Origin of the sequence: Bradyrhizobium zhengyangense (assembly GCF_022012435.1) — a bacterium.
Lineage (GTDB): Bacteria > Pseudomonadota > Alphaproteobacteria > Rhizobiales > Xanthobacteraceae > Bradyrhizobium > Bradyrhizobium zhengyangense.
This window is the reverse complement of record NZ_JAKLUA010000002.1, coordinates 165,068-182,928: the sequence shown is the minus strand read 5'-3', so window position 1 is coordinate 182,928 and position 17,861 is coordinate 165,068. Positions and strand designations below refer to the sequence as shown.

The following is a 17,861-nucleotide window of genomic DNA, read 5'->3' as shown; positions in this document are numbered from 1 at the left end:
ACGCTTACGCCCATTCTGATCGAACTCAGTACATCCGTGCAATTCGATCTTTATCGTGAGTATCTAATTTAGGTTGCCGGGGCGTTAATCCACGTTGCGCGCAAGGCACACTCAAGCAATGTCAGGTGTTTCCACGGGGCGATGCTGCGCATTGGTAAACGTCGCGTCGCGAGAAGCGGTAAACAATCGGTCAATGCGAATGGTGAAGGAACTCTTTCTGATGATTCTTGCGCGCGCGTATCATTACGGGACGCGTGATGAACTCGCGCTGCCGCAACACACTCGTCATTGCGAGCGCAGCGAAGCAATCCAGCGTCTTTCCGCGGAGGGATTCTGGATTGCTTCGCTGCGCTCGCAATGACGTGGAGAGAGCAAGGGCTCAAATGAAAAGAGGCGGAGCCGAAGCCCCGCCTCTTCGCATTCAACAACTCAACTCGTCCTTACGCTTGGCTCGCAACCGCCTTGCCGAGCGCGGCCTGCGCGGCAGCCAGGCGCGCGATCGGCACGCGATACGGTGAGCACGACACATAGTCGAGACCGATGTTGTGGCAGAACGCGACGGAGGCCGGATCGCCGCCGTGCTCGCCGCAGATGCCCATCTTGAGCTTCGGGCGCGCCTTGCGGCCGCGCGCGACGCCGATCTTGACCAGCTCGCCCACTCCTTGCTGGTCGAGCGAGATGAAGGGATCGATCGAGAGGATGCCCTTGGTCACGTAGGGACCGAGGAAGCTCGCGGCGTCGTCGCGGCTGATGCCGTAGGTCGTCTGCGTCAGGTCGTTGGTGCCGAACGAGAAGAACTCGGCGCTCTCGGCGATCTCTTCCGCGAGCAGGCAGGCGCGCGGCAGCTCGATCATGGTGCCGACCTGATAGGCGATCTTGGTGTTGGTCTCTCGCATCACCGACTTCGCGGTGGCGTCGATGCGGGCCTTGACTAGGTCGAGCTCGGCCTTGGTCGCGATCAGCGGCACCATCACCTCGAGGCCGACAGCCTTGCCGGTGCGCTTCTCGGCCTCGACCGCGGCCTCGAAGATGGCGCGCGCCTGCATCTCGGCGATCTCGGGATAGGCGATCGCGATACGGCAGCCGCGGAAGCCGAGCATCGGATTGAACTCCGACAGCTCGCGCGCGCGGTCAGCCAGACGCCGCGGATCGGTGTTCATGGCGCGCGCCACCTCCTCGACCTCGGCATGGGTGTGCGGCAGGAACTCGTGCAGCGGCGGATCGAGCAAGCGGATCGTGACGGGCAGGCCTTTCATGATCTCGAACAGCTCGACGAAATCGGCGCGCTGCATCGGCAAGAGTTTTGCCAGCGCCGCGCGGCGCGACTGCTCATCCTCGGAGAGGATCATCTCGCGCACAGTGCGGATGCGGGTCTCCTCGAAGAACATGTGCTCGGTGCGGCAGAGGCCGATGCCTTCCGCGCCGAACTTGATCGCGGTGCGGGCGTCGTCAGGCGTGTCGCCGTTGACGCGGACACCGATCTTGCGGACCTGGTCGGCCCAATTCATCAGCGTGCCGAACTCGCCAGACAGTTCCGGCTCGATCATCGGCATGCGGCCGGCCAGCACCTGGCCGAGCGAACCGTCGATGGTGATGACGTCGCCGGCCTTGAAGGTGCGCGAGCCGATGCTCATGGTGCCGCGGCCGTAATCGACGCGGATGGTGCCGCAGCCGGAGACGCAGGGCTTGCCCATGCCGCGCGCGACGACCGCCGCGTGCGAGGTCATGCCGCCGCGGGTGGTCAGGATGCCTTCGGCGGCGTGCATGCCGTGGATGTCTTCGGGGCTGGTCTCGATGCGGACCAGAATTACCTTGCGTCCGTCGCCCTGGAGCTTGGCCGCTTCGTCCGACGAGAACACGATCTCGCCGGAGGCAGCACCCGGGGATGCCGGCAGGCCGGTCGCGATCACGTCGCGCTTGGCGTTGGGATCGATGGTCGGATGCAGGAGCTGGTCGAGCGAAGCGGGATCGATCCGCATCACCGCTTCCTTCTTGGTGATCAGGCCCTCATTGGCGAGTTCGACCGCGATGCGCAGCGCGGCCTTCGCGGTGCGCTTGCCGCCGCGGGTCTGCAGCATCCACAGCTTGCCCTGCTCGACCGTGAACTCCATGTCCTGCATGTCACGGTAGTGCTTCTCGAGCAGCGTGTAGATCCGCGTCAGCTCCTTGAAGGCCTCAGGCATCGCCGCTTCCATCGATGCCTTGTCGGAGCCGGACTCCTTGCGCGCTTCCTCGGTGATGTCCTGCGGCGTGCGGATGCCCGCCACCACGTCCTCGCCCTGCGCGTTGATCAGGAACTCGCCGTAGAGCTTGCTCTCGCCGGTCGAGGGGTTGCGGGTGAAGGCAACGCCGGTTGCCGAGGTCTCGCCCATATTGCCGAACACCATGGCCTGCACGTTGACCGCGGTGCCCCAGGATTCCGGAATGTCGTGCAGCTTGCGGTAGGTCACCGCGCGCGCATTCATCCAGGACGAAAACACCGCGCCGACCGCGCCCCAGAGCTGGTCATGCGGATCCTGCGGGAAATCCTTGCCCGTCTCGCGCGCGACCGCGTCCTTGTACTTGCCGACCAGGTCGACCCAGTCCTCGGCGGTGAGGTCGGTGTCGAGCGTATAGCCCTGGCTGTCCTTGAAGGTGTCGAGGATTTCCTCGAAGTGATGATGCTCGAAGCCGAGCACCACGTCGGAATACATGGTGATGAAGCGGCGGTAGCTGTCATAGGCGAAACGGCGGTCGCCGGAGAGCTCGGACAGCGCTTCCACCGTCTGGTCGTTGAGGCCGAGATTGAGCACGGTGTCCATCATGCCCGGCATCGAGGCGCGCGCGCCTGAACGTACGGACACCAGCAGCGGGTTCTTGGTGTCGCCGAACACCTTGCCGGTCAACTTACCGATATAGTCGAGCGCCTTCTCAACCTGCGACTGCAGCTCCTTCGGATAGGATTTGTCGTGGGCGTAGAAATAGGTGCAGACCGAGGTCGGGATGGTGAAGCCCGGAGGCACCGGCAGGCCGAGATTGGCCATCTCGGCGAGATTGGCGCCCTTGCCGCCGAGCAGGTCGCGCATCTCCGTCCGGCCCTCGGCCTTGCCGTCGCCGAAGGTGAAGACCCACTTGTTGGCCGGGATCTTTGCCGGCGCGCTCTTGGCTGGAGCAGCCTTGGCAGCGACCTTCGGTGCAGCCGCCTTGGTCGCAGCCTTAGCGGCCGGCTTGGCCGCAGCCTTCGCGGCAACCTTGGCGACCGGCTTTGGGGCGCTCTTCACAGAGCTGCTCTTGGGGAGCGCCTTGCGGGCGGCCGGCGCGGCTTTCGCCTTGGCGGAAGGCTTTGATTTCGCTGGGAGTTTCTTAGGCTTCGAGGCGGCTTTGGCCATAGCTTGCACACAACCTTCGAGAGGAATGGGAAATCGCGCGCCTTACACCACTTTGGGCAGGCCTGCGCAAGTCGAACAGTTCCGAAAAGTGAAGCCTAGAGATGGAGCCACTTCAACAAACCGAGCCCGATCGCACCATTGAGGATGAGAAAGATCGCCACGATGAAGTTGAGCAGGCGCGGCATGATCAGGATGAGAACGCCCGCAAGCAGCGACAGGAGCGGCGAGATGTGGGCGACGGTGAGGTGCATGAACTATCTTTCCGTGGGATGAGGCGAATCGCGGCGGGATCATAGCGGACCGGGTTTCGCCCGTAGAGACGCACAAGGACTGATCCCGGTTCCAGGCTTCGCGAAAACTGCCCGAAATTGCCGCGTATGCGGCAAGGCTTTTTCCGGAACATCACGCGCGGCGCAGCATTGGCAACCGGTCGCGCCACTGGCGCGGGCTGAAATCGATTCGAAGGAGTTGCCCATGCGGAACAGGATTCTCGCCCTCGCAGCGCTTGGCATCGCGCTCAGCGCGCCGATCGCGGCGCAGGCGCAAACCGGGATCACAGTGGGACGCGCGCCCGTTGTCGTTGACAGCGGCCCAACGATTGCGGTCGAGCAGCGGCCGGCTTTCCGGGACTATGTCGTCGAGCAACGTGTGCCGGCATTCAGCATTCCCGATCGCGTCGTGGTCGGTGCCACCTTACCTGAAACCGGCATCACTTATTATGACGTGCCGCAACGTTTCGGTGCGACGACGTATCGCTACACGGTCGTGAACGGCGAGACGGTGCTGGTCGAGCCGCGCTCGCGGCGCATCGTCGAGGTGATGAACTAGCGCTTCCAGAAATCAACTAGATGTCCGTCGCGTCACATCAATCAGGCTGGCGCGAGCAGTGTAATCGGACATCAGGCCCCGCCCGGTCTTCCCCCCGCCGGGTGGGGCATTTTTTCTCTCGTCATTCCGGGGCGCGCGGAGCGCGAACCCGGAATCCATCATGCAGCGCATGACGAGGAGAAATGGATTCCGGGCTCGCGCCAAGTGGCGCGCCCCGGAATGACAGTAGTTCCTATCGCCCGACCGCGCCTCAATCCTGGATCTTCGAGAAATCCGCCACTCCGCGCGTGGCGCTGCGGATCTCGTTCAGCAGTTTCAAACGATTCTCGCGCACCTTGGCATCGTCGTCGTTGACGCGCACCTTGTCGAAGAACGCATCGACCGGCGGACGCAACTTTGCCATCGCGCTCATCGCGGCGGCGAAGTCTTCCTTGGCGACGGCGGCACTTGCTTCCGCCCTCACCTCGCCGATCGCCTTGGCCAGCGCCTTTTCCTCATCGAGGCCGTAGAGCGCGGCATCCGGCGCACCGTCGAACGTGCGCTTGTCCTTCTTCTCCTCGATCGAGAGGATGTTGCTGGCACGCTTGGTGCCAGCGAGCAGATTCTTGCCGTCGTCGGACTCCAGGAACTTGCCGAGTGCATCGACGCGGCGGACGATCATGAGGAGATCATCCTGGCCGCCGAGCGCAAACACGGCGTCGACGAGATCGTGACGCGCGCCCTGCTCGCGAAGCTGGACTTTCAAGCGGTCGGCGAAGAAAGCGAGAAGATCGCTCGGAAGCTTCTCCGCATCGGCGGGCTTCACCGACAAGCCGGCGAGCGCGGACGCGGCCACCTTCATGAGCGACAAGCGCAGCGCGTTCTCGGCGATCAACCTGATCACACCCAGCGCCGCACGACGCAGCGCATAAGGGTCCTTCGATCCCGTCGGCTTCTCGTCGATCGCCCAGAACCCAACGAGCGTATCGATCTTGTCCGCGAGCGCCACCGCAACGCTGACCGGATCGGTCGGCACGCGGTCGGCAGGCCCCTGCGGCTTGTAGTGCTCCTCGCAGGCCGCCGCGACCGAGGCGTCCTCACCCTGGGCCAGCGCGTAGTACTTGCCCATCAGGCCCTGCACCTCAGGGAATTCGCCGACGACTTCGGTCAGCAGATCCGCCTTGGCGAGATGCGCGGCACGCGTCGCCTTGACGACATCGGCGCCGACCAGCGGCGCGATCTCGGCGGCGAGACGCTCGATCCGCTTGATGCGTGCGGCCTGCGTGCCGAGCTTCTCGTGGAACACGATCTGCTCGAACTTCGGCAGACGATCCTCGAGCTTGGTCTTCAGGTCGGTCTCGTAAAAGAACTTCGCATCCGACAGCCGCGCGCGGATCACGCGCTCGTTGCCTGACACGATGACCTTGCCGCCGTCGGTGGCCTCGATATTCGCCGTGAGGACGAACTTGTTGGTCAGCCTCCCGGTCTTGGGATCCCTGACCACGAAGCATTTCTGGTTGTTACGGATGGTGGCGCGGATCACCTCGTCGGGAGTCTTCAAGAACTCCTGCTCGAACGAGCCCATCAGCACGACCGGCCATTCGACGAGGCCCGAGACCTCGTCGAGCAGGTTTTGGTCCTCGACGAGCTCGAACCCTTGCGCGAAGGCAAGCTGCTTGGCATCGGTGAGGATCGCGTCCTTACGCCGCTCAGCGTCGAGCACGACCTTCGCGTCCAGGAGCTTGGCTTCGTAGTCCTCGAAGCGGCGGACGGAAATAGCCGACGGCGCGAGGAAGCGATGACCGTAGGTGGTCTGGCCGGCCTCGATGCCGTCCACGGAAAACTTCACGACATCGGGCTCTTCGGTCTCGAGGCCGAAGGTCGCGGTGATCGCGTGCAGCGGACGCACCCAGCTCAGCGCGCCCGGCTTGGCCGAGCGCGCGCCCCAGCGCATCGATTTCGGCCAGGGGAAGGTGCGGATCATCACGGGCAGGATTTCCGCGAGCACGTCGATGGCGTCGCGGCCGGGCTTCTCGATCAATCCGATGTAGAAATCGCCCTTCGGGTCGCGCTGGATCTTGGCCTCATCCAGTGACTTCAAGCCTGTGGCCTTCAGAAAGCCCTGCACGGCCGCATCGGGGGCGCCGACTTTGGGCCCGCGGCGTTCGGTTTTCAGGTCAGGCTGACGCGCGGGGATGCCGTGCACGGTGAGCGCAAGACGGCGCGGCGTCGCGAAGGCTTTCGTGCCTTCGTAGACCAGGCCCTCGGCGACGAGCTTGTCGGTGACCAGGCGGCGCAAATCGTCGGCCGCCTTGGCCTGCATGCGCGCGGGGATTTCTTCGGAAAACAGTTCAAGCAAAAGATCGGGCATCAGGCCGCTCCACCGGCTTCGGTGTGCACCCAGGCTTCGCCGCAGGCTTTCGCCAACTCGCGAACCCGGAAGATGTAGCTCTGTCGCTCCGTCACCGAAATCACGCCGCGCGCATCGAGCAGGTTGAAGACATGGCTCGCCTTGATGCACTGGTCATAGGCGGGGAGCGCCATCAGATGGGCCTCGCGCTTGCCGGATTCCGAGTTTTTCTGCCAGCCAGCCTCGAGGTATTTCTTGCAGGCCGCTTCGGCCATCTTGAACTGCTCGAAAAGCATCGCCGTATCGGCATATTCGAAATTGTGCCGCGAATATTCCTGCTCGGCCTGGAAGAACACATCGCGGTAGCTGACCTTCTCTGCGCCTTCGCGGCCGTTGAAGTTCAGGTCCATGATGCGATCGACGCCCTGCAGATAACAGGCGAGGCGTTCGAGGCCGTAGGTGAGCTCACCCGCAACCGGTGCGCATTCGACGCCGGCGACCTGCTGGAAATAGGTGAACTGGCTGACTTCCATGCCGTCGCACCAGCACTCCCAGCCAAGGCCCCAGGCGCCCAGCGTCGGGCTCTCCCAATCGTCCTCGACGAAGCGGATGTCGTGGACGGCGGAGTCGATGCCGATCGCGGCGAGCGACTTCAGGTACAGCTCCTGAAGGTTCGGCGGCGACGGCTTGAGGATGACCTGGAACTGGTAATAGTGCTGGAGCCGGTTCGGGTTTTCGCCGTAGCGGCCGTCCTTGGGCCGACGCGAGGGCTGCACATAGGCGGCATTCCACGGCCGCGGTCCGAGCGCACGCAAGGTCGTCCCAGGATGGAAGGTGCCGGCGCCGACTTCCATGTCGTAGGGCTGCAGGATCACGCAGCCGTAATCCGCCCAGTAGCGCTGCAGGGCCAGGATCAGGCCCTGGAACGAGCGGTCCGGGCGCATATGGGCGGGCAATGAGGCGTCCATCGTCAGATCAGGCTCTCGCGGGGGTTTTGAATCGCGCGGGACCGTATCGACGGCGGCCATGGGAATCAAGGCAAAGGGGGTAAACAACCTCATTCCGGGGCGCCCGAAGGGCGAACCCGGAATCTCGAGATTCCGGGTTCGATGCTTTGCATCGCCCCGGAACGACGGTGGGCCTGAAAAGGGTACTAACCCGGCCTATACGCCCCGGTCACGGGGTCACGCTTCAGCGTCTGGATGGTCCCCATATGGGCGGCCTCCGCGACGCGCGACAGGCGCATCTCCTCCAACTCCTCGTTGATCCTGAGTGCGGTCTTGTAGGCCCAGCGGACCACGGCAAGCCCACCCAGAACGCCCGCAAATGCGACGAACGGCGGCATCGGTCGATCCTCGTGTAGTGCTCAGCCCCCACACACATTCTCGCGCAGTCCGGGCCGCGCCGCAATTGGCTCAGCACGGACCAAATGGCGCGGGGGAGCCGAACCTAGAACCCGAATTTCGCCCAAATCGCCCGCGTCTCGACGGCCGAGATCAGCTCATCCGGTAGCCCAGCCATTGATTCCATGGCCGAAAGCTGGCCCGCGCCGGGCGATTTCCGCCCCAACAGGCCGGACAGCAGCCCGGAGGGCTGCGCGATCACGGGGGTGAGAACCTTCTCGCCATAGCGGGCACGAAGAGTTGAGCGGATATCGCCGATCCCGTCGGCGAGCCCCAGCGCGATCGAGCTCTCACCGGCCCAGTATTCGCCCGTAAACAGGACGTCGTCCGTGCCCTTCAGCCTCGCGCCGCGGCTGTCCTTCACCAGCGCGATGAAGATCTGGTGGATCTCGCGCTGGAGAGCCTTCAGCTTGGCGACGTCATCGGGGTTTTCGGGCAGGAACGGATCGAGCATCGCCTTGTGGGCGCCTGCCGTGTAGAGGCGCCGCTCGATGCCGAGCCGCTTGATCGCATCCTGGAAACCGAAGCTGCCGCCGACCACGCCGATCGATCCGAGGATCGACGACGGATCGCAGAAGATCTCGTCGCCGGCGCAGGCGATCATGTAACCGCCCGAGGCCGCGACGTCCTCGACGAACACCAGCACAGGCAGCTTCTTCTCCGCCGCGAGCTGCTTGATGCGCAGATAGATCTGGCGCGACTGCACCGGCGAGCCGCCCGGCGAATTGATCACAAGCGCGACCGCCTTGGCGTTCCGGTATGAAAACGCCCGCTCCAGCACGCGGGCGAGGCCCGCCAGCGTCATGCCCGGACGCAGCGGCGTGACCGCGCCGATGACGCCCGACAGCCGCACCACCGGTACGACCGCGGCACCGGGGCGCAAGCGCGCCGGCAGATATTGCATGAGCTTGTCGGCCAGGCCGGAATTCTCGCGATCGTTCAATTGTTCGGCCATGCCGTCACCTCTGGTTAACCCTTATTTATCACGCGACTGTCATTGCTGGTGCCTGGAACGTGTTTTGCAGAATCCCAGTTGGGAAGCTGCAATGAGGCAGCGGAGGAAACGACATGAAGATCTATCTGCTGTTGATGCTGATGGGCGCGCTCTTTACGGCGATTCGCTTTACGTCCCAGCCAGAACAGCAGTCGGAATCGCTTCCCCAGTAAGCCGTCACGGCTCCGCCAGCGGCAAGACCGCTCTCCCTTCCAGAATATTCCGCACCTCTTTTTTGGGCACGCCTGACTCATCATTGAGCATGAGGCCCGGCAGCAATCGCATCGGCGCCCGTCCGCCCTTCACCGCGCGCACCAGCACGCGGATCGCTGGACGTCCCGCTTCGCCATGAACCGGCAGGATCGACAGGCTGCCGAAGCCGCGTGACAGCGCTGCCAAGACATCTGCGATTCCATCTGCGCGCCAGATCAGCGTGAGCACACCGTTCGTTCGCAGGATACGCCGCGCTGCATGCACCCAGGCATGCAGCGTCTCGTCCGTGGCGACATGCGCGGTGTGACGCGCCTGGTCCGGCGAGCCGCGGTGCCGCGCGGGATCGTTGAAGGGCGGGTTCATCAACACGCAATCCGCACTATCAGGCGTGAGCCCATGGGCTGCAAAAGCCTGCGCGTCCGCGGTGACGTCGAGCACGATCACATCAGCGGCAATCGCATTCGCGGCCGCATTGGCGCGCGCGAGTTCGGCCAGCTCCGGATCGATTTCGACGAGGCAAAGCTTGATCCCGCCAACGCGCCGGGCCAGCGCGAGGCCAGCCGTGCCGACGCCGGCGCCGAGATCGACCACACGGTCGCCGTCGCGGGCCTCGGCCGCAGCGGCAAGCAGGATGGCGTCATGCCCTGCCCGGTGGCCGGATCGCTTCTGCTTGAGCAGCAGCTGGCCGCCGAGAAAGGCGTCCTCGGTGAGATCTGTGACGACGTCAATCATCGCCGCGCAGTTCGTGGCTAAGGCCGGCGTCGGTCAGCAATTGCCGGGCCTCGCTGGCATCGTCCTCATGGACCAGGATCCGCCTGGGCAGCACGCCGAGCGAGCCCTCGATGATGCTCATGTTCTGGTCCAGCACCAGATGATGGATGTTGGCGCCGTCGAGCAGCGCGCCGATCGCCGACACCAGCACGATATCGTTGGTCCGAACCAATTCACGCAAGACGAGCCTCCTGCCTGAAAGGGGTGAAAGCGGCAAATGTCAATGGTTCCACAGGCCTTGCCGCATCCCCGTCCAGTTTCTATTGTCTTTCCATCAGAATAGCCCCTCCGGGGCAAATATTGGAGACCGGCGTGGCCGTCATCGTACCTTTCGAAACTCCCGGCGCGTCGATCGAAGAGCTGGTTGCCCTTGTGGCCCCCGACATGGAGCGCGTCAACGCCACGATCCTGTCGCGGACCGGGTCTGACGTGACCATGATCCCTGAAGTCGCCAACCATTTGATCTCCTCCGGCGGCAAGCGGCTGCGGCCGATGCTGACGCTGGCGATGGCGAACCTCGCCGGCTACACCGGCGACGGCCACATCAAGCTCGCCGCGTCCGTCGAGTTCATGCATACCGCGACCCTGCTCCATGACGACGTCGTCGACGAGAGCGAGATGCGCCGCGGCAAGCTGTCGGCCCGCATGCTCTGGGGCAATGAGGCGAGCGTGCTGGTCGGCGACTTCCTGCTCGGCCAGGCCTTCCGCATGATGGTCGAGGTCGGCTCGCTGCGCGCGCTCGACATCCTCTCCGCAGCGGCCGCGACAATCGCCGAGGGCGAGGTGATGCAGCTTGCCGCCGCCAAGAACACGGCGACCACCGAGGACGAATATCTCGCCGTGATCCGCGGCAAGACCGCCGAGCTGTTCGCGGCGGCCTGCGAGGTCGGCCCCGTCATCGCCAACCGCCCAAAGGCCGAGCAGACCGCCTGCCGCTCCGTCGGCATGAATCTCGGCATCGCCTTCCAGCTGGTCGACGACGTGCTCGACTATGGCGGCAAGAGCGCCAAACTCGGCAAGAACACCGGCGACGATTTCCGCGAGGGCAAGATCACTCTGCCCGTCGTGCTCGCGTTCCGCCGCGGCAACGACTCCGAGCGCGCTTTCTGGATCAAGGCGCTGGAGCGCGGCGAGATCGGCGATGCCGATCTCGACCACGCCATCGGCCTGATGAACAAGCACCGCGCGCTCGAGGACACGCTGAGCCGCGCCCAGCACTACGGCGCCATGGCGGTCGATGCGCTGGCGCTGTTCCCGTCCTCGCCGATGAAGAGCGCGCTAGAGCAGGTGGTGGCGTTCTGCCTGGCACGGTCGCATTGAGCGCGGCGAGCTCTATCGATCTGCACTGCTCTTAGCACCGTCGTCCTGAGGCGCGAGGCACGGGACGCAATGCGTCCCATGAGGAGCCTCGAAGGATGTACGGCCCGGATGCAGCCGGGCCGTCGCTCTTCGAGGCTCGCCGAAGAGGGGAGCACCTCAGGGTGACGGTGATGGATATGTGCGCTCGCAATGACGGAGTACGGCGCACAGCCGTCGCTCAACTCCCGTGTCCCGGACGACGCTACAGCGCCGTTTGCGTTGGTGCGCAGAGCCGGGACCTACGCGACATCCAGTGATCAGCAACATGGACCCCGGCTCTGCAGCGCACCGCTGAAAACGCGATGCGCTGCGTCCGGAGCAGGAGCGCGTATAGTTACTTGCATTTCGCAAGTTACTCTCCTACCTTCCCCGCCATGCAGCCCAAATTGCCTTCCATCCAGGAATGTCCGGTCGGCCGCGCCGTCGAGACGGTCGGGGAATGGTGGAGCATCCTGATCCTGCGGGACGCCTTGCAGGGCTCGACGCGGTTCGACGAGTTCGAGCGCAATCTCGGCATCGCGCCGAACATCCTGTCGCGGCGCCTCGCCCATCTCACCAAGACCGGCATGTTCGTCCGCCGCCGCTATCAGGAGCGGCCGCCGCGTTGCGAATATGTGCTGACGGACAAGGCGCGGGATTTCTTTCCCGTGATCGCAACGCTGCTCGCCTGGGGCAACAAGCATCTCGCGCCGAAGGGTGAATCCATCCTGCTGGCCGACAGGAACGATCTTCGGCCACTCGATCCGGTCGTGGTCGACGCCGCCGAGCGACAGCCGATCACGCTCGCCAATGCGGTGGTGGTTGCCGGTCCTGCCGCGAGCCGCCTGATGCGGCGACGGCTCACCTTGCTCAAAGCTATGAACCCGGACCTCGCACCGGCTGGAGACTGACATGCGTCGTATCGTCGTGACTGGAATGGGCGCGGTATCGCCGCTCGGCTGTGGTGTCGAGATATCCTGGCGCCGGCTGCTCGCGGGTCAAAGCGGGCTGCGCCCGCTGCCTCAATGGTCGCAGGCATTGCCCGCGCGCATTGCCGGTCTCGTACCCGACAAAGCCGATGATGCCGACGGCGGCTTCGATCCGGCCGACGCCGCTGCGCCAAAGGATCAGCGCAAGATGGACCGCTTCATCCTGTTCGCGCTGCTCGCCACCGCGGAAGCCGTCGCGCAGGCCAAATGGACGCCACAGGATGCATCTGCACAGGAGCGCACCGCGACGATCATCGGCTCCGGCGTAGGCGGTTTTCCCGCGATGGCGGAGGCCGTGCGCATCACCGAGCAACGCGGCCCGCGCCGGCTGTCGCCGTTCACGATCCCCTCGTTCCTCGCCAACCTCGCCGCCGGCCACGTCTCGATCAAATACGGCTACAAGGGCGCGCTGGGCACGCCGGTCACCGCGTGCGCCGCCGGCGCGCAGGCGATCGGCGATGCCGCACGCATCATCCGCGCGGGCGAAGCCGATGTCGCAATCTGCGGCGGCGCGGAGGCCTGCATCGACATCGTCAGCCTCGGCGGCTTTGCGGCGGCCCGCGCGCTGTCGAGCTCCTTCAACGACGAGCCCATGCGTGCCTCACGCCCGTTCGATCGCGACCGCGACGGTTTCGTCATGGGCGAAGGCTCCGGCATACTGGTGATCGAGGAGCTGGAACATGCGCTGGCGCGCGGCGCCACACCGATCGCCGAGCTTGTGGGATATGGCACCACTGCCGACGCCTATCACATGACGTCGGGGCCGCCCGATGGCGACGGCGCCCGCCGCGCCATGGAGATCGCGCTCCGGCAGGCGAAGCTTGCGCCCGCCGATGTGCAGCATCTCAACGCCCATGCGACCTCAACGCCTGCCGGCGACGAGAGCGAGCTTGGCGCGATCGGCGCGCTGTTCGGCCGCAACAAATCCATCGCGGTCAGTGCGACCAAATCGGCCACCGGCCATCTGCTCGGCGCCGCCGGCGGACTGGAGGCGATCTTCACCGTGCTTGCCCTGCGCGACCAGATCACGCCGCCGACCCTCAATCTCGAAAATCCGGATGCGGGTGCGGAAGGGATCGATATCGTTGCCGGTGCTGCACGTCCCATGCCGATGCAGCACGCGATCTCCAACGGCTTCGGCTTCGGCGGGGTCAACGCCAGCGCGATCTTCCGCCGCATAGGCTAGCGGACCGGGCTTGCAATCGCGCACGGCATCGCTACCAAGGCAGGATGAGCGAAACGAATTTTTGGCTATTCCTCGCTGCCGCCCTCGTCATTGCCGCCATTCCGGGCCCCGGCATCTTCTACGTCGCGGCGCGAACATTGTCGGAGGGGCGCGCCGGCGGCTTTGCCTCGACCGCCGGCACGGCGCTGGGCGGACTGGTTCATGTCATCGCCGGCGGCCTCGGCATCTCCGCGGTCATCCTGGCCAGCGCCGAGTTGTTCGCCGCCGTCAAATTCGTCGGTGCGCTCTATCTGATCTGGCTCGGCATCAAGACATTTCGTGGTGCAAGCCGGATGCTGTCGCTTGAGAGCGAGCCTGTCGGCGACAAGCGCGCATTCCGTGACGGCGTGCTGATCGAGGCGTTCAATCCGAAGACCGCGGCATTCTTCCTCGCCTTCATTCCGCAATTCATCGATCCGGCGGGTACGAGCCCCACGCTGCAGTTCATCCTGCTCGGCGCCATCTCGGTGGCGCTGAACACGCTCGCCGACATCGTCGTGGTGCTGATGGCATCCGCGACCCGCACACAACTGATCGGGCGGCCGCGTCTGATGCGGCGCCTAACGCAGGGGTCTGGCATCTTCATCGCCGGCCTCGGTCTCTCGCTCGCGCTGGCACGGCGGCCGGCAAATGGCTAGCGCCCCGCAAAGCCGCTTCTATGAATCGCACGGCCTGCAACTGCATTATGCCGATTGGAGCAACGCGGGCGCGCCGCCGCTCATCCTGGTGCATGGCGGCCGCGATCATTGCCGGAGCTGGGACGCCATCGCCGGCTCGCTGCAGCCGCACTTCCATGTGATCGCGCCCGATCTGCGCGGCCACGGCGATTCCGACTGGACCAGAGGCGGCAGCTACGCGCTGACCGAATATGTCTACGATCTCGTCCAGCTCGTCCGCAGCATTGCAGCGCCGCGCGTGACGCTGATCGGCCATTCGATGGGCGGCATGGTGAGCCTGATTTTCTCGGGGGCGTTCCCCGAACTGGTCGACAAGCTCGTCGTGCTCGATGGCGTGACGATGCTACCCGATTCACCCAAGCCGCCGACGCATGAACGCATCGGTAAATGGGTCAGCCAGCTCGACAGGCTGCACGACCGAACGGCGCGCCGCTATGCGACGCTCGAGGATGCCGCGGCGCAGATGGTGCTTCACAACAAGCGCCTCACCCGCGACCTCGCGCTGCATCTTGCCACGCATGGCGCGCGACGGAACGAGGACGGCACCTATAGCTGGAAGTTCGATCCCTACCAGCGCGTTTCGGCGCCGCACCGGCTCTGGCCGGACGATCACATCGCGCTGTGGTCGCGCATCACGTGCCCGACGCTGCTGTTGAACGCTGGCGAAAGCTTTCTCGCCGGCGCGCGCTCAGCGGGCCTGGAGCGCTATTTCCAGCAGGCGCGCATCGCAACCATCGCCGGTGCCGGGCACTGGTTGCAACACGACAAGCCGGAAGAAGTGCTGGGTGAGATCAGGCAGTTTCTAGGGCTTGGCGAGCTACCGTAGGGTGAGCAAAGGCGCCCTTGCGCCGTGCCCCCGCCTCTCTCAATCGCAAAAAAATGCGTGGGCACGCTTCCGCCTTCGCTCTTCGAGCTACGGCGGACAAGTCGCTTTGCCCACCCTACGAGACCGTCGCCGGGGAAATACTTAGCTCAGCGTCCCCGCATGCACCCACCAGCCGGGGTGGTCGCGCCGAATCTTCTCTGCGGCGGCATGCGCGTCAGCGGGCGCACCGTATATCGCAAAGCACGTCGCTCCGGAGCCGGACATCCGCGCCAGCTTGACGCCGGTCGAGTCGCGCAAGGCGCTCAGCACGTCGCCGATCACGGGCTCGATGCGCATCGCAGGCGCTTCGAGATCGTTGGCCACCGTTTCGAGAACGTCGACCCAGTCAGCAATGGTGGCGCCCTCTTCCGGCCAGGCCGGAGCTCCGAGGACCGAGGTGGCCCCGACCAGGAGTTCGCCATTGCGCAGGCCAAGGGCCTTGAACACGTCCTTTGTCGCAACCGGCACGCGCGGATTGACCATCACGCAGGGCATGCTCGGCAACGCCAGCGGCAACAGCTGCTCGCCGACGCCAGTCATGTCACAGGCGCGCGAGAGCAGGCATACCGGCACGTCGGCACCGGTTGCCAGCGCGACCTTCTGAAGGCGGGGATCGTCGAGCGGCAAATTGTTGAGACGCGCGAGCAGGCGCAGCGCCGCGGCCGCGTCGGCCGAGCCGCCGCCGATACCGGCCGCGACCGGCAAGACCTTATCGAGCGCGAAGGCACCGAGCTTCAGATTCGGCACCGCGTCCGCCAGCAGCTTGGCGGCCTTGAACACGAGATTGTCTGAGGTCTCGCCGCAGGCCGCCGCGAGCGGCCCTGTGGTGGCGAGCTTGAGCTCACCGCCCGGCTCCAGCGTCAGTCGGTCGGCACAATCGGCAAACGCAACCACGCTTTCGAGATCATGATAGCCGTCGGCACGACGGCCGACCACGCGAAGGCTCAAATTGACCTTCGCGCGCCCTTCTTCAATCAACGCCGGCATCGGCGATACGCCCCCAGAACTTAACGAGATTAGCCGCCCTTGCCGTCGTCTTTCTTCTTGTCCGCCTGCGCGGCGGAAGAATTCGAACTGTCATCCGTCATGCCGTTGGCGATCTTGGCTTCGATCTTCGGCAGATCGTCCGGCTCGGGCTTGAGGTCGCGGGCATGCGCCCACTGGAATTTGGCTTCCAGCGTGCGGCCGACGCGCCAATAGGCATCGCCGAGATGGTCGTTGATGGTGGGATCCTCGGGCTTCAGGTCGATCGCGCGCTCGAGGTTCTTCACCGCCTCTTCGTAGTTGCCGATGCGGTAATAGGCCCAGCCGAGAGAGTCGACGATGTAGCCGTCGTCGGGACGCTGCTCGACGGCACGCTTGATCATCTTCATGCCTTCGTCGAGGTTCACGCCCTGGTCGATCCAGGAATAGCCGAGATAGTTGAGGACATGCGGCTGGTCGGGCTGCAGCTCGAGCGCCTTCTTCATGTCGGCCTCGGCCTTGCCCCACTGCTTGGAGCGCTCCTCACAGATGCCGCGATAATAGTACCAGACGCTGTTGGCCTTGTCGTTGCCTGCAGGCAGCACGTCGATGCCCTGCGAATAGGTCGCACCGCAGTCGCCGAACTTCTTGCGGCCGCGCTCGAGATTGCCGAGCGCCATAATCGCTTCGATGTCCTTGGAGTCCTCCGAGATCACGCCCTTGAGGATCTTGATCGCCTCGTCGCTGCGGTCGGCGGAATCCAGATCAATAGCAAGCTGGATCTGCGCGTTGCGCTTCAACGGCGAGGATGAGGGGACGCGCTCGTAGATCTTGATCGCCATCTGCGGCCGCTTCACCGATTCGTAGAGGTCGGCGAGCGAGAGCAGGGCCAGCGGATGGCTGGGCTGCAGATAGAGCGCAAGCTGGAGATAGACCAGCGCCAGATCCTCACCGCCTCGGCGGGTCAGGGTGGCGCCGATGCCGTAAAGCGCCTCGGCCGCACCGGCCTGCGCAGAATCGACCAGCGAGGGCATCTTCTTGCCGGCCTTGGTCTCGCGCAGACCCTCCACGATCAGCGGATGGCGGGCGAGCTTCTTGTCGAAGGCTTCGTAGACCGCGGTCGCCGAGGCCGCGTCCTTGTTGCGCGACAGCCAGCGCGCATAGGCTTCCGTCACGCGCAGCATGGAATCGTCGAGCTTGTAGGCGCGCTCGAAGCGGACGCCCGCGTCCTTCTCCTTGCCGGCGTTCTCGAGGATCATGCCGGCGTGCAAATCCTTGAACAGCGGGTACCATTCCGGGCCCGCCAGCTTGTCGATGGTCGCAACCGCGCCCTTGGCATCGCCGGCGCCATAGGCGGCCCAGCCGGACAGCAGCGTCGCGACGAGATCGGTGATGGGTCCGCGAATCGACTGGTTGATGTTGCTTTGCGCGCTCGGATATTTCTTCAGCTTCAGATCATGCACACCGACCACCAGGCGCGCGACGCGATTGGTCTTGTCGATGGTAAGGATGCGCTCGGCGAGCTTGACCGCTTCTTCGATGTCGCCGTCGTCGACCGAGGAGATGAAGGCACGGTCGAGCAGCTCGTTGTTCTTGGGGTCGGTCCGCAGCGCGGAGCGGTAGAAAGCGGCGGCGGAGGTCGCATCGCGCTCGACGCTGGCGTGGCGGGCGGCGAGATAGCTGCCGGCGGTGGTGAGCGACTTCAGATCGTTTCGGGTCGGAAACTGCGCCGCCGTGTCGGCCGGGTGGTCCGGCGTCTGCGCCAGCACCGCACCGGGGACCGCCACGATCGCAGAACCGGCAAGGGCGATGGCAGCAGCAGTCCAGCGGGTGAAACGATTTGAAAACATCAGGGCTCGCCTTGAGTTGGTAGTGCCTGGGTTTGAAGCAAAAGGCCG

At 64.8% G+C, this 17,861-nt stretch carries 17 protein-coding genes; 7 read left to right on the top strand and 10 right to left on the bottom strand.

The features are described 5' to 3' along the window. The first annotated feature begins 199 nt into the window (after positions 1–199). Positions 200–361 (top strand): hypothetical protein, encoded by a 162-nt coding sequence (locus tag L6637_RS09210; protein ID WP_237870225.1) that lies wholly within the window; start codon positions 200–202, stop codon positions 359–361. Positions 362–440: 79 nt separating this feature from the next. On the opposite strand, the gene ppdK is transcribed toward L6637_RS09210, so the two are convergent. Both ppdK and L6637_RS09200 read right to left on the bottom strand, forming a co-directional pair. Beyond that, on the bottom strand, positions 441–3,368 hold the full coding sequence (gene ppdK, locus L6637_RS09205) for a pyruvate, phosphate dikinase (protein ID WP_237870223.1): 2,928 nt from the start codon (positions 3,366–3,368) through the stop codon (positions 441–443). 95 nt (positions 3,369–3,463) lie between these two features. Further along, positions 3,464–3,619: a DUF3096 domain-containing protein gene (locus L6637_RS09200; RefSeq protein WP_128953280.1), complete on the bottom strand. Its 156-nt coding sequence runs from the start codon at positions 3,617–3,619 to the stop codon at positions 3,464–3,466. 223 nt (positions 3,620–3,842) lie between these two features. Here L6637_RS09200 and L6637_RS09195 point away from each other — a divergent pair, with 223 nt between their 5' ends. Then, complete coding sequence (locus tag L6637_RS09195) at positions 3,843–4,196, top strand: DUF1236 domain-containing protein (protein ID WP_237863374.1); 354 nt, start codon at positions 3,843–3,845, stop codon at positions 4,194–4,196. A 250-nt stretch (positions 4,197–4,446) separates the two neighbouring features. Here L6637_RS09195 and glyS read toward each other — a convergent pair whose 3' ends face one another. From glyS to L6637_RS09165, 6 genes are all read right to left on the bottom strand, one after another. Then, entirely contained in the window at positions 4,447–6,546 is a 2,100-nt protein-coding gene (gene glyS / locus L6637_RS09190; protein ID WP_237870221.1) for a glycine--tRNA ligase subunit beta, read from the bottom strand. Then, a complete protein-coding gene (locus L6637_RS09185) occupies positions 6,546–7,493 on the bottom strand; it encodes a glycine--tRNA ligase subunit alpha (RefSeq protein WP_237863372.1) in 948 nt (315 codons plus the stop codon). The genes glyS and L6637_RS09185 overlap by 1 nt, the downstream gene beginning before the upstream one ends. A gap of 185 nt (positions 7,494–7,678) precedes the next feature. After that, complete coding sequence (locus tag L6637_RS09180) at positions 7,679–7,870, bottom strand: hypothetical protein (RefSeq protein ID WP_212297600.1); 192 nt, start codon at positions 7,868–7,870, stop codon at positions 7,679–7,681. A gap of 104 nt (positions 7,871–7,974) precedes the next feature. Next, a complete protein-coding gene (locus tag L6637_RS09175) occupies positions 7,975–8,883 on the bottom strand; it encodes a S49 family peptidase (RefSeq protein ID WP_237870220.1) in 909 nt (302 codons plus the stop codon). A 216-nt stretch (positions 8,884–9,099) separates the two neighbouring features. Further along, the gene (locus L6637_RS09170; RefSeq protein WP_237870218.1) at positions 9,100–9,867 is read right to left on the bottom strand and encodes a tRNA1(Val) (adenine(37)-N6)-methyltransferase; all 768 of its coding nucleotides are present in this window, start codon (positions 9,865–9,867) and stop codon (positions 9,100–9,102) included. Next, positions 9,860–10,087, bottom strand: coding sequence for a putative signal transducing protein (locus L6637_RS09165; RefSeq protein WP_057757173.1), 228 nt, complete (start codon positions 10,085–10,087; stop codon positions 9,860–9,862). Before L6637_RS09165 ends, L6637_RS09170 begins: the two co-directional genes overlap by 8 nt. Before the next feature lie 131 nt (positions 10,088–10,218). Between L6637_RS09165 and L6637_RS09160 the strand changes: the two genes are divergently transcribed. The 5 genes from L6637_RS09160 (at position 10,219) to L6637_RS09140 (ending at position 14,961) form a co-directional block, all read left to right on the top strand. Then, positions 10,219–11,226, top strand: coding sequence for a polyprenyl synthetase family protein (locus L6637_RS09160; RefSeq protein WP_237870216.1), 1,008 nt, complete (start codon positions 10,219–10,221; stop codon positions 11,224–11,226). Positions 11,227–11,639: 413 nt separating this feature from the next. Next, positions 11,640–12,155 (top strand): winged helix-turn-helix transcriptional regulator, encoded by a 516-nt coding sequence (locus L6637_RS09155; RefSeq protein WP_237866762.1) that lies wholly within the window; start codon positions 11,640–11,642, stop codon positions 12,153–12,155. Position 12,156: 1 nt separating this feature from the next. Continuing rightward, positions 12,157–13,419 (top strand): beta-ketoacyl-ACP synthase II, encoded by a 1,263-nt coding sequence (gene fabF / locus L6637_RS09150; RefSeq protein ID WP_237870214.1) that lies wholly within the window; start codon positions 12,157–12,159, stop codon positions 13,417–13,419. A gap of 44 nt (positions 13,420–13,463) precedes the next feature. Next, a complete protein-coding gene (locus L6637_RS09145) occupies positions 13,464–14,096 on the top strand; it encodes a LysE family translocator (protein ID WP_237866759.1) in 633 nt (210 codons plus the stop codon). Continuing rightward, positions 14,089–14,961: an alpha/beta fold hydrolase gene (locus tag L6637_RS09140; RefSeq protein WP_237866757.1), complete on the top strand. Its 873-nt coding sequence runs from the start codon at positions 14,089–14,091 to the stop codon at positions 14,959–14,961. Before L6637_RS09145 ends, L6637_RS09140 begins: the two co-directional genes overlap by 8 nt. Positions 14,962–15,102: 141 nt before the next feature. Here the strand turns inward: L6637_RS09140 and L6637_RS09135 are convergent, their stop codons facing one another. Beyond that, positions 15,103–15,987: a 4-(cytidine 5'-diphospho)-2-C-methyl-D-erythritol kinase gene (locus tag L6637_RS09135; RefSeq protein WP_237866756.1), complete on the bottom strand. Its 885-nt coding sequence runs from the start codon at positions 15,985–15,987 to the stop codon at positions 15,103–15,105. Between the two features lie 29 nt (positions 15,988–16,016). Continuing rightward, complete coding sequence (locus tag L6637_RS09130; protein WP_237866755.1) at positions 16,017–17,813, bottom strand: tetratricopeptide repeat protein; 1,797 nt, start codon at positions 17,811–17,813, stop codon at positions 16,017–16,019. Positions 17,814–17,861: the final 48 nt, after the last annotated feature.

Excerpts from the sequence above, each read along its gene's own strand:
- L6637_RS09210 (WP_237870225.1), top strand. The coding sequence starts at position 200 with ATGGTGAAGGAACTCTTTCTGATGATTCTTGCGCGCGCGTATCATTAC.
- ppdK (WP_237870223.1), bottom strand. The coding sequence starts at position 3,368 with ATGGCCAAAGCCGCCTCGAAGCCTAAGAAACTCCCAGCGAAATCAAAG.
- L6637_RS09200 (WP_128953280.1), bottom strand. The coding sequence starts at position 3,619 with ATGCACCTCACCGTCGCCCACATCTCGCCGCTCCTGTCGCTGCTTGCG.
- L6637_RS09195 (WP_237863374.1), top strand. The coding sequence starts at position 3,843 with ATGCGGAACAGGATTCTCGCCCTCGCAGCGCTTGGCATCGCGCTCAGC.
- glyS (WP_237870221.1), bottom strand. The coding sequence starts at position 6,546 with ATGCCCGATCTTTTGCTTGAACTGTTTTCCGAAGAAATCCCCGCGCGC.
- L6637_RS09185 (WP_237863372.1), bottom strand. The coding sequence starts at position 7,493 with ATGGACGCCTCATTGCCCGCCCATATGCGCCCGGACCGCTCGTTCCAG.
- L6637_RS09180 (WP_212297600.1), bottom strand. The coding sequence starts at position 7,870 with ATGCCGCCGTTCGTCGCATTTGCGGGCGTTCTGGGTGGGCTTGCCGTG.
- L6637_RS09175 (WP_237870220.1), bottom strand. The coding sequence starts at position 8,883 with ATGGCCGAACAATTGAACGATCGCGAGAATTCCGGCCTGGCCGACAAG.
- L6637_RS09170 (WP_237870218.1), bottom strand. The coding sequence starts at position 9,867 with ATGATTGACGTCGTCACAGATCTCACCGAGGACGCCTTTCTCGGCGGC.
- L6637_RS09155 (WP_237866762.1), top strand. The coding sequence starts at position 11,640 with ATGCAGCCCAAATTGCCTTCCATCCAGGAATGTCCGGTCGGCCGCGCC.
- fabF (WP_237870214.1), top strand. The coding sequence starts at position 12,157 with ATGCGTCGTATCGTCGTGACTGGAATGGGCGCGGTATCGCCGCTCGGC.
- L6637_RS09145 (WP_237866759.1), top strand. The coding sequence starts at position 13,464 with ATGAGCGAAACGAATTTTTGGCTATTCCTCGCTGCCGCCCTCGTCATT.
- L6637_RS09140 (WP_237866757.1), top strand. The coding sequence starts at position 14,089 with ATGGCTAGCGCCCCGCAAAGCCGCTTCTATGAATCGCACGGCCTGCAA.
- L6637_RS09135 (WP_237866756.1), bottom strand. The coding sequence starts at position 15,987 with ATGCCGGCGTTGATTGAAGAAGGGCGCGCGAAGGTCAATTTGAGCCTT.
- L6637_RS09130 (WP_237866755.1), bottom strand. The coding sequence starts at position 17,813 with ATGTTTTCAAATCGTTTCACCCGCTGGACTGCTGCTGCCATCGCCCTT.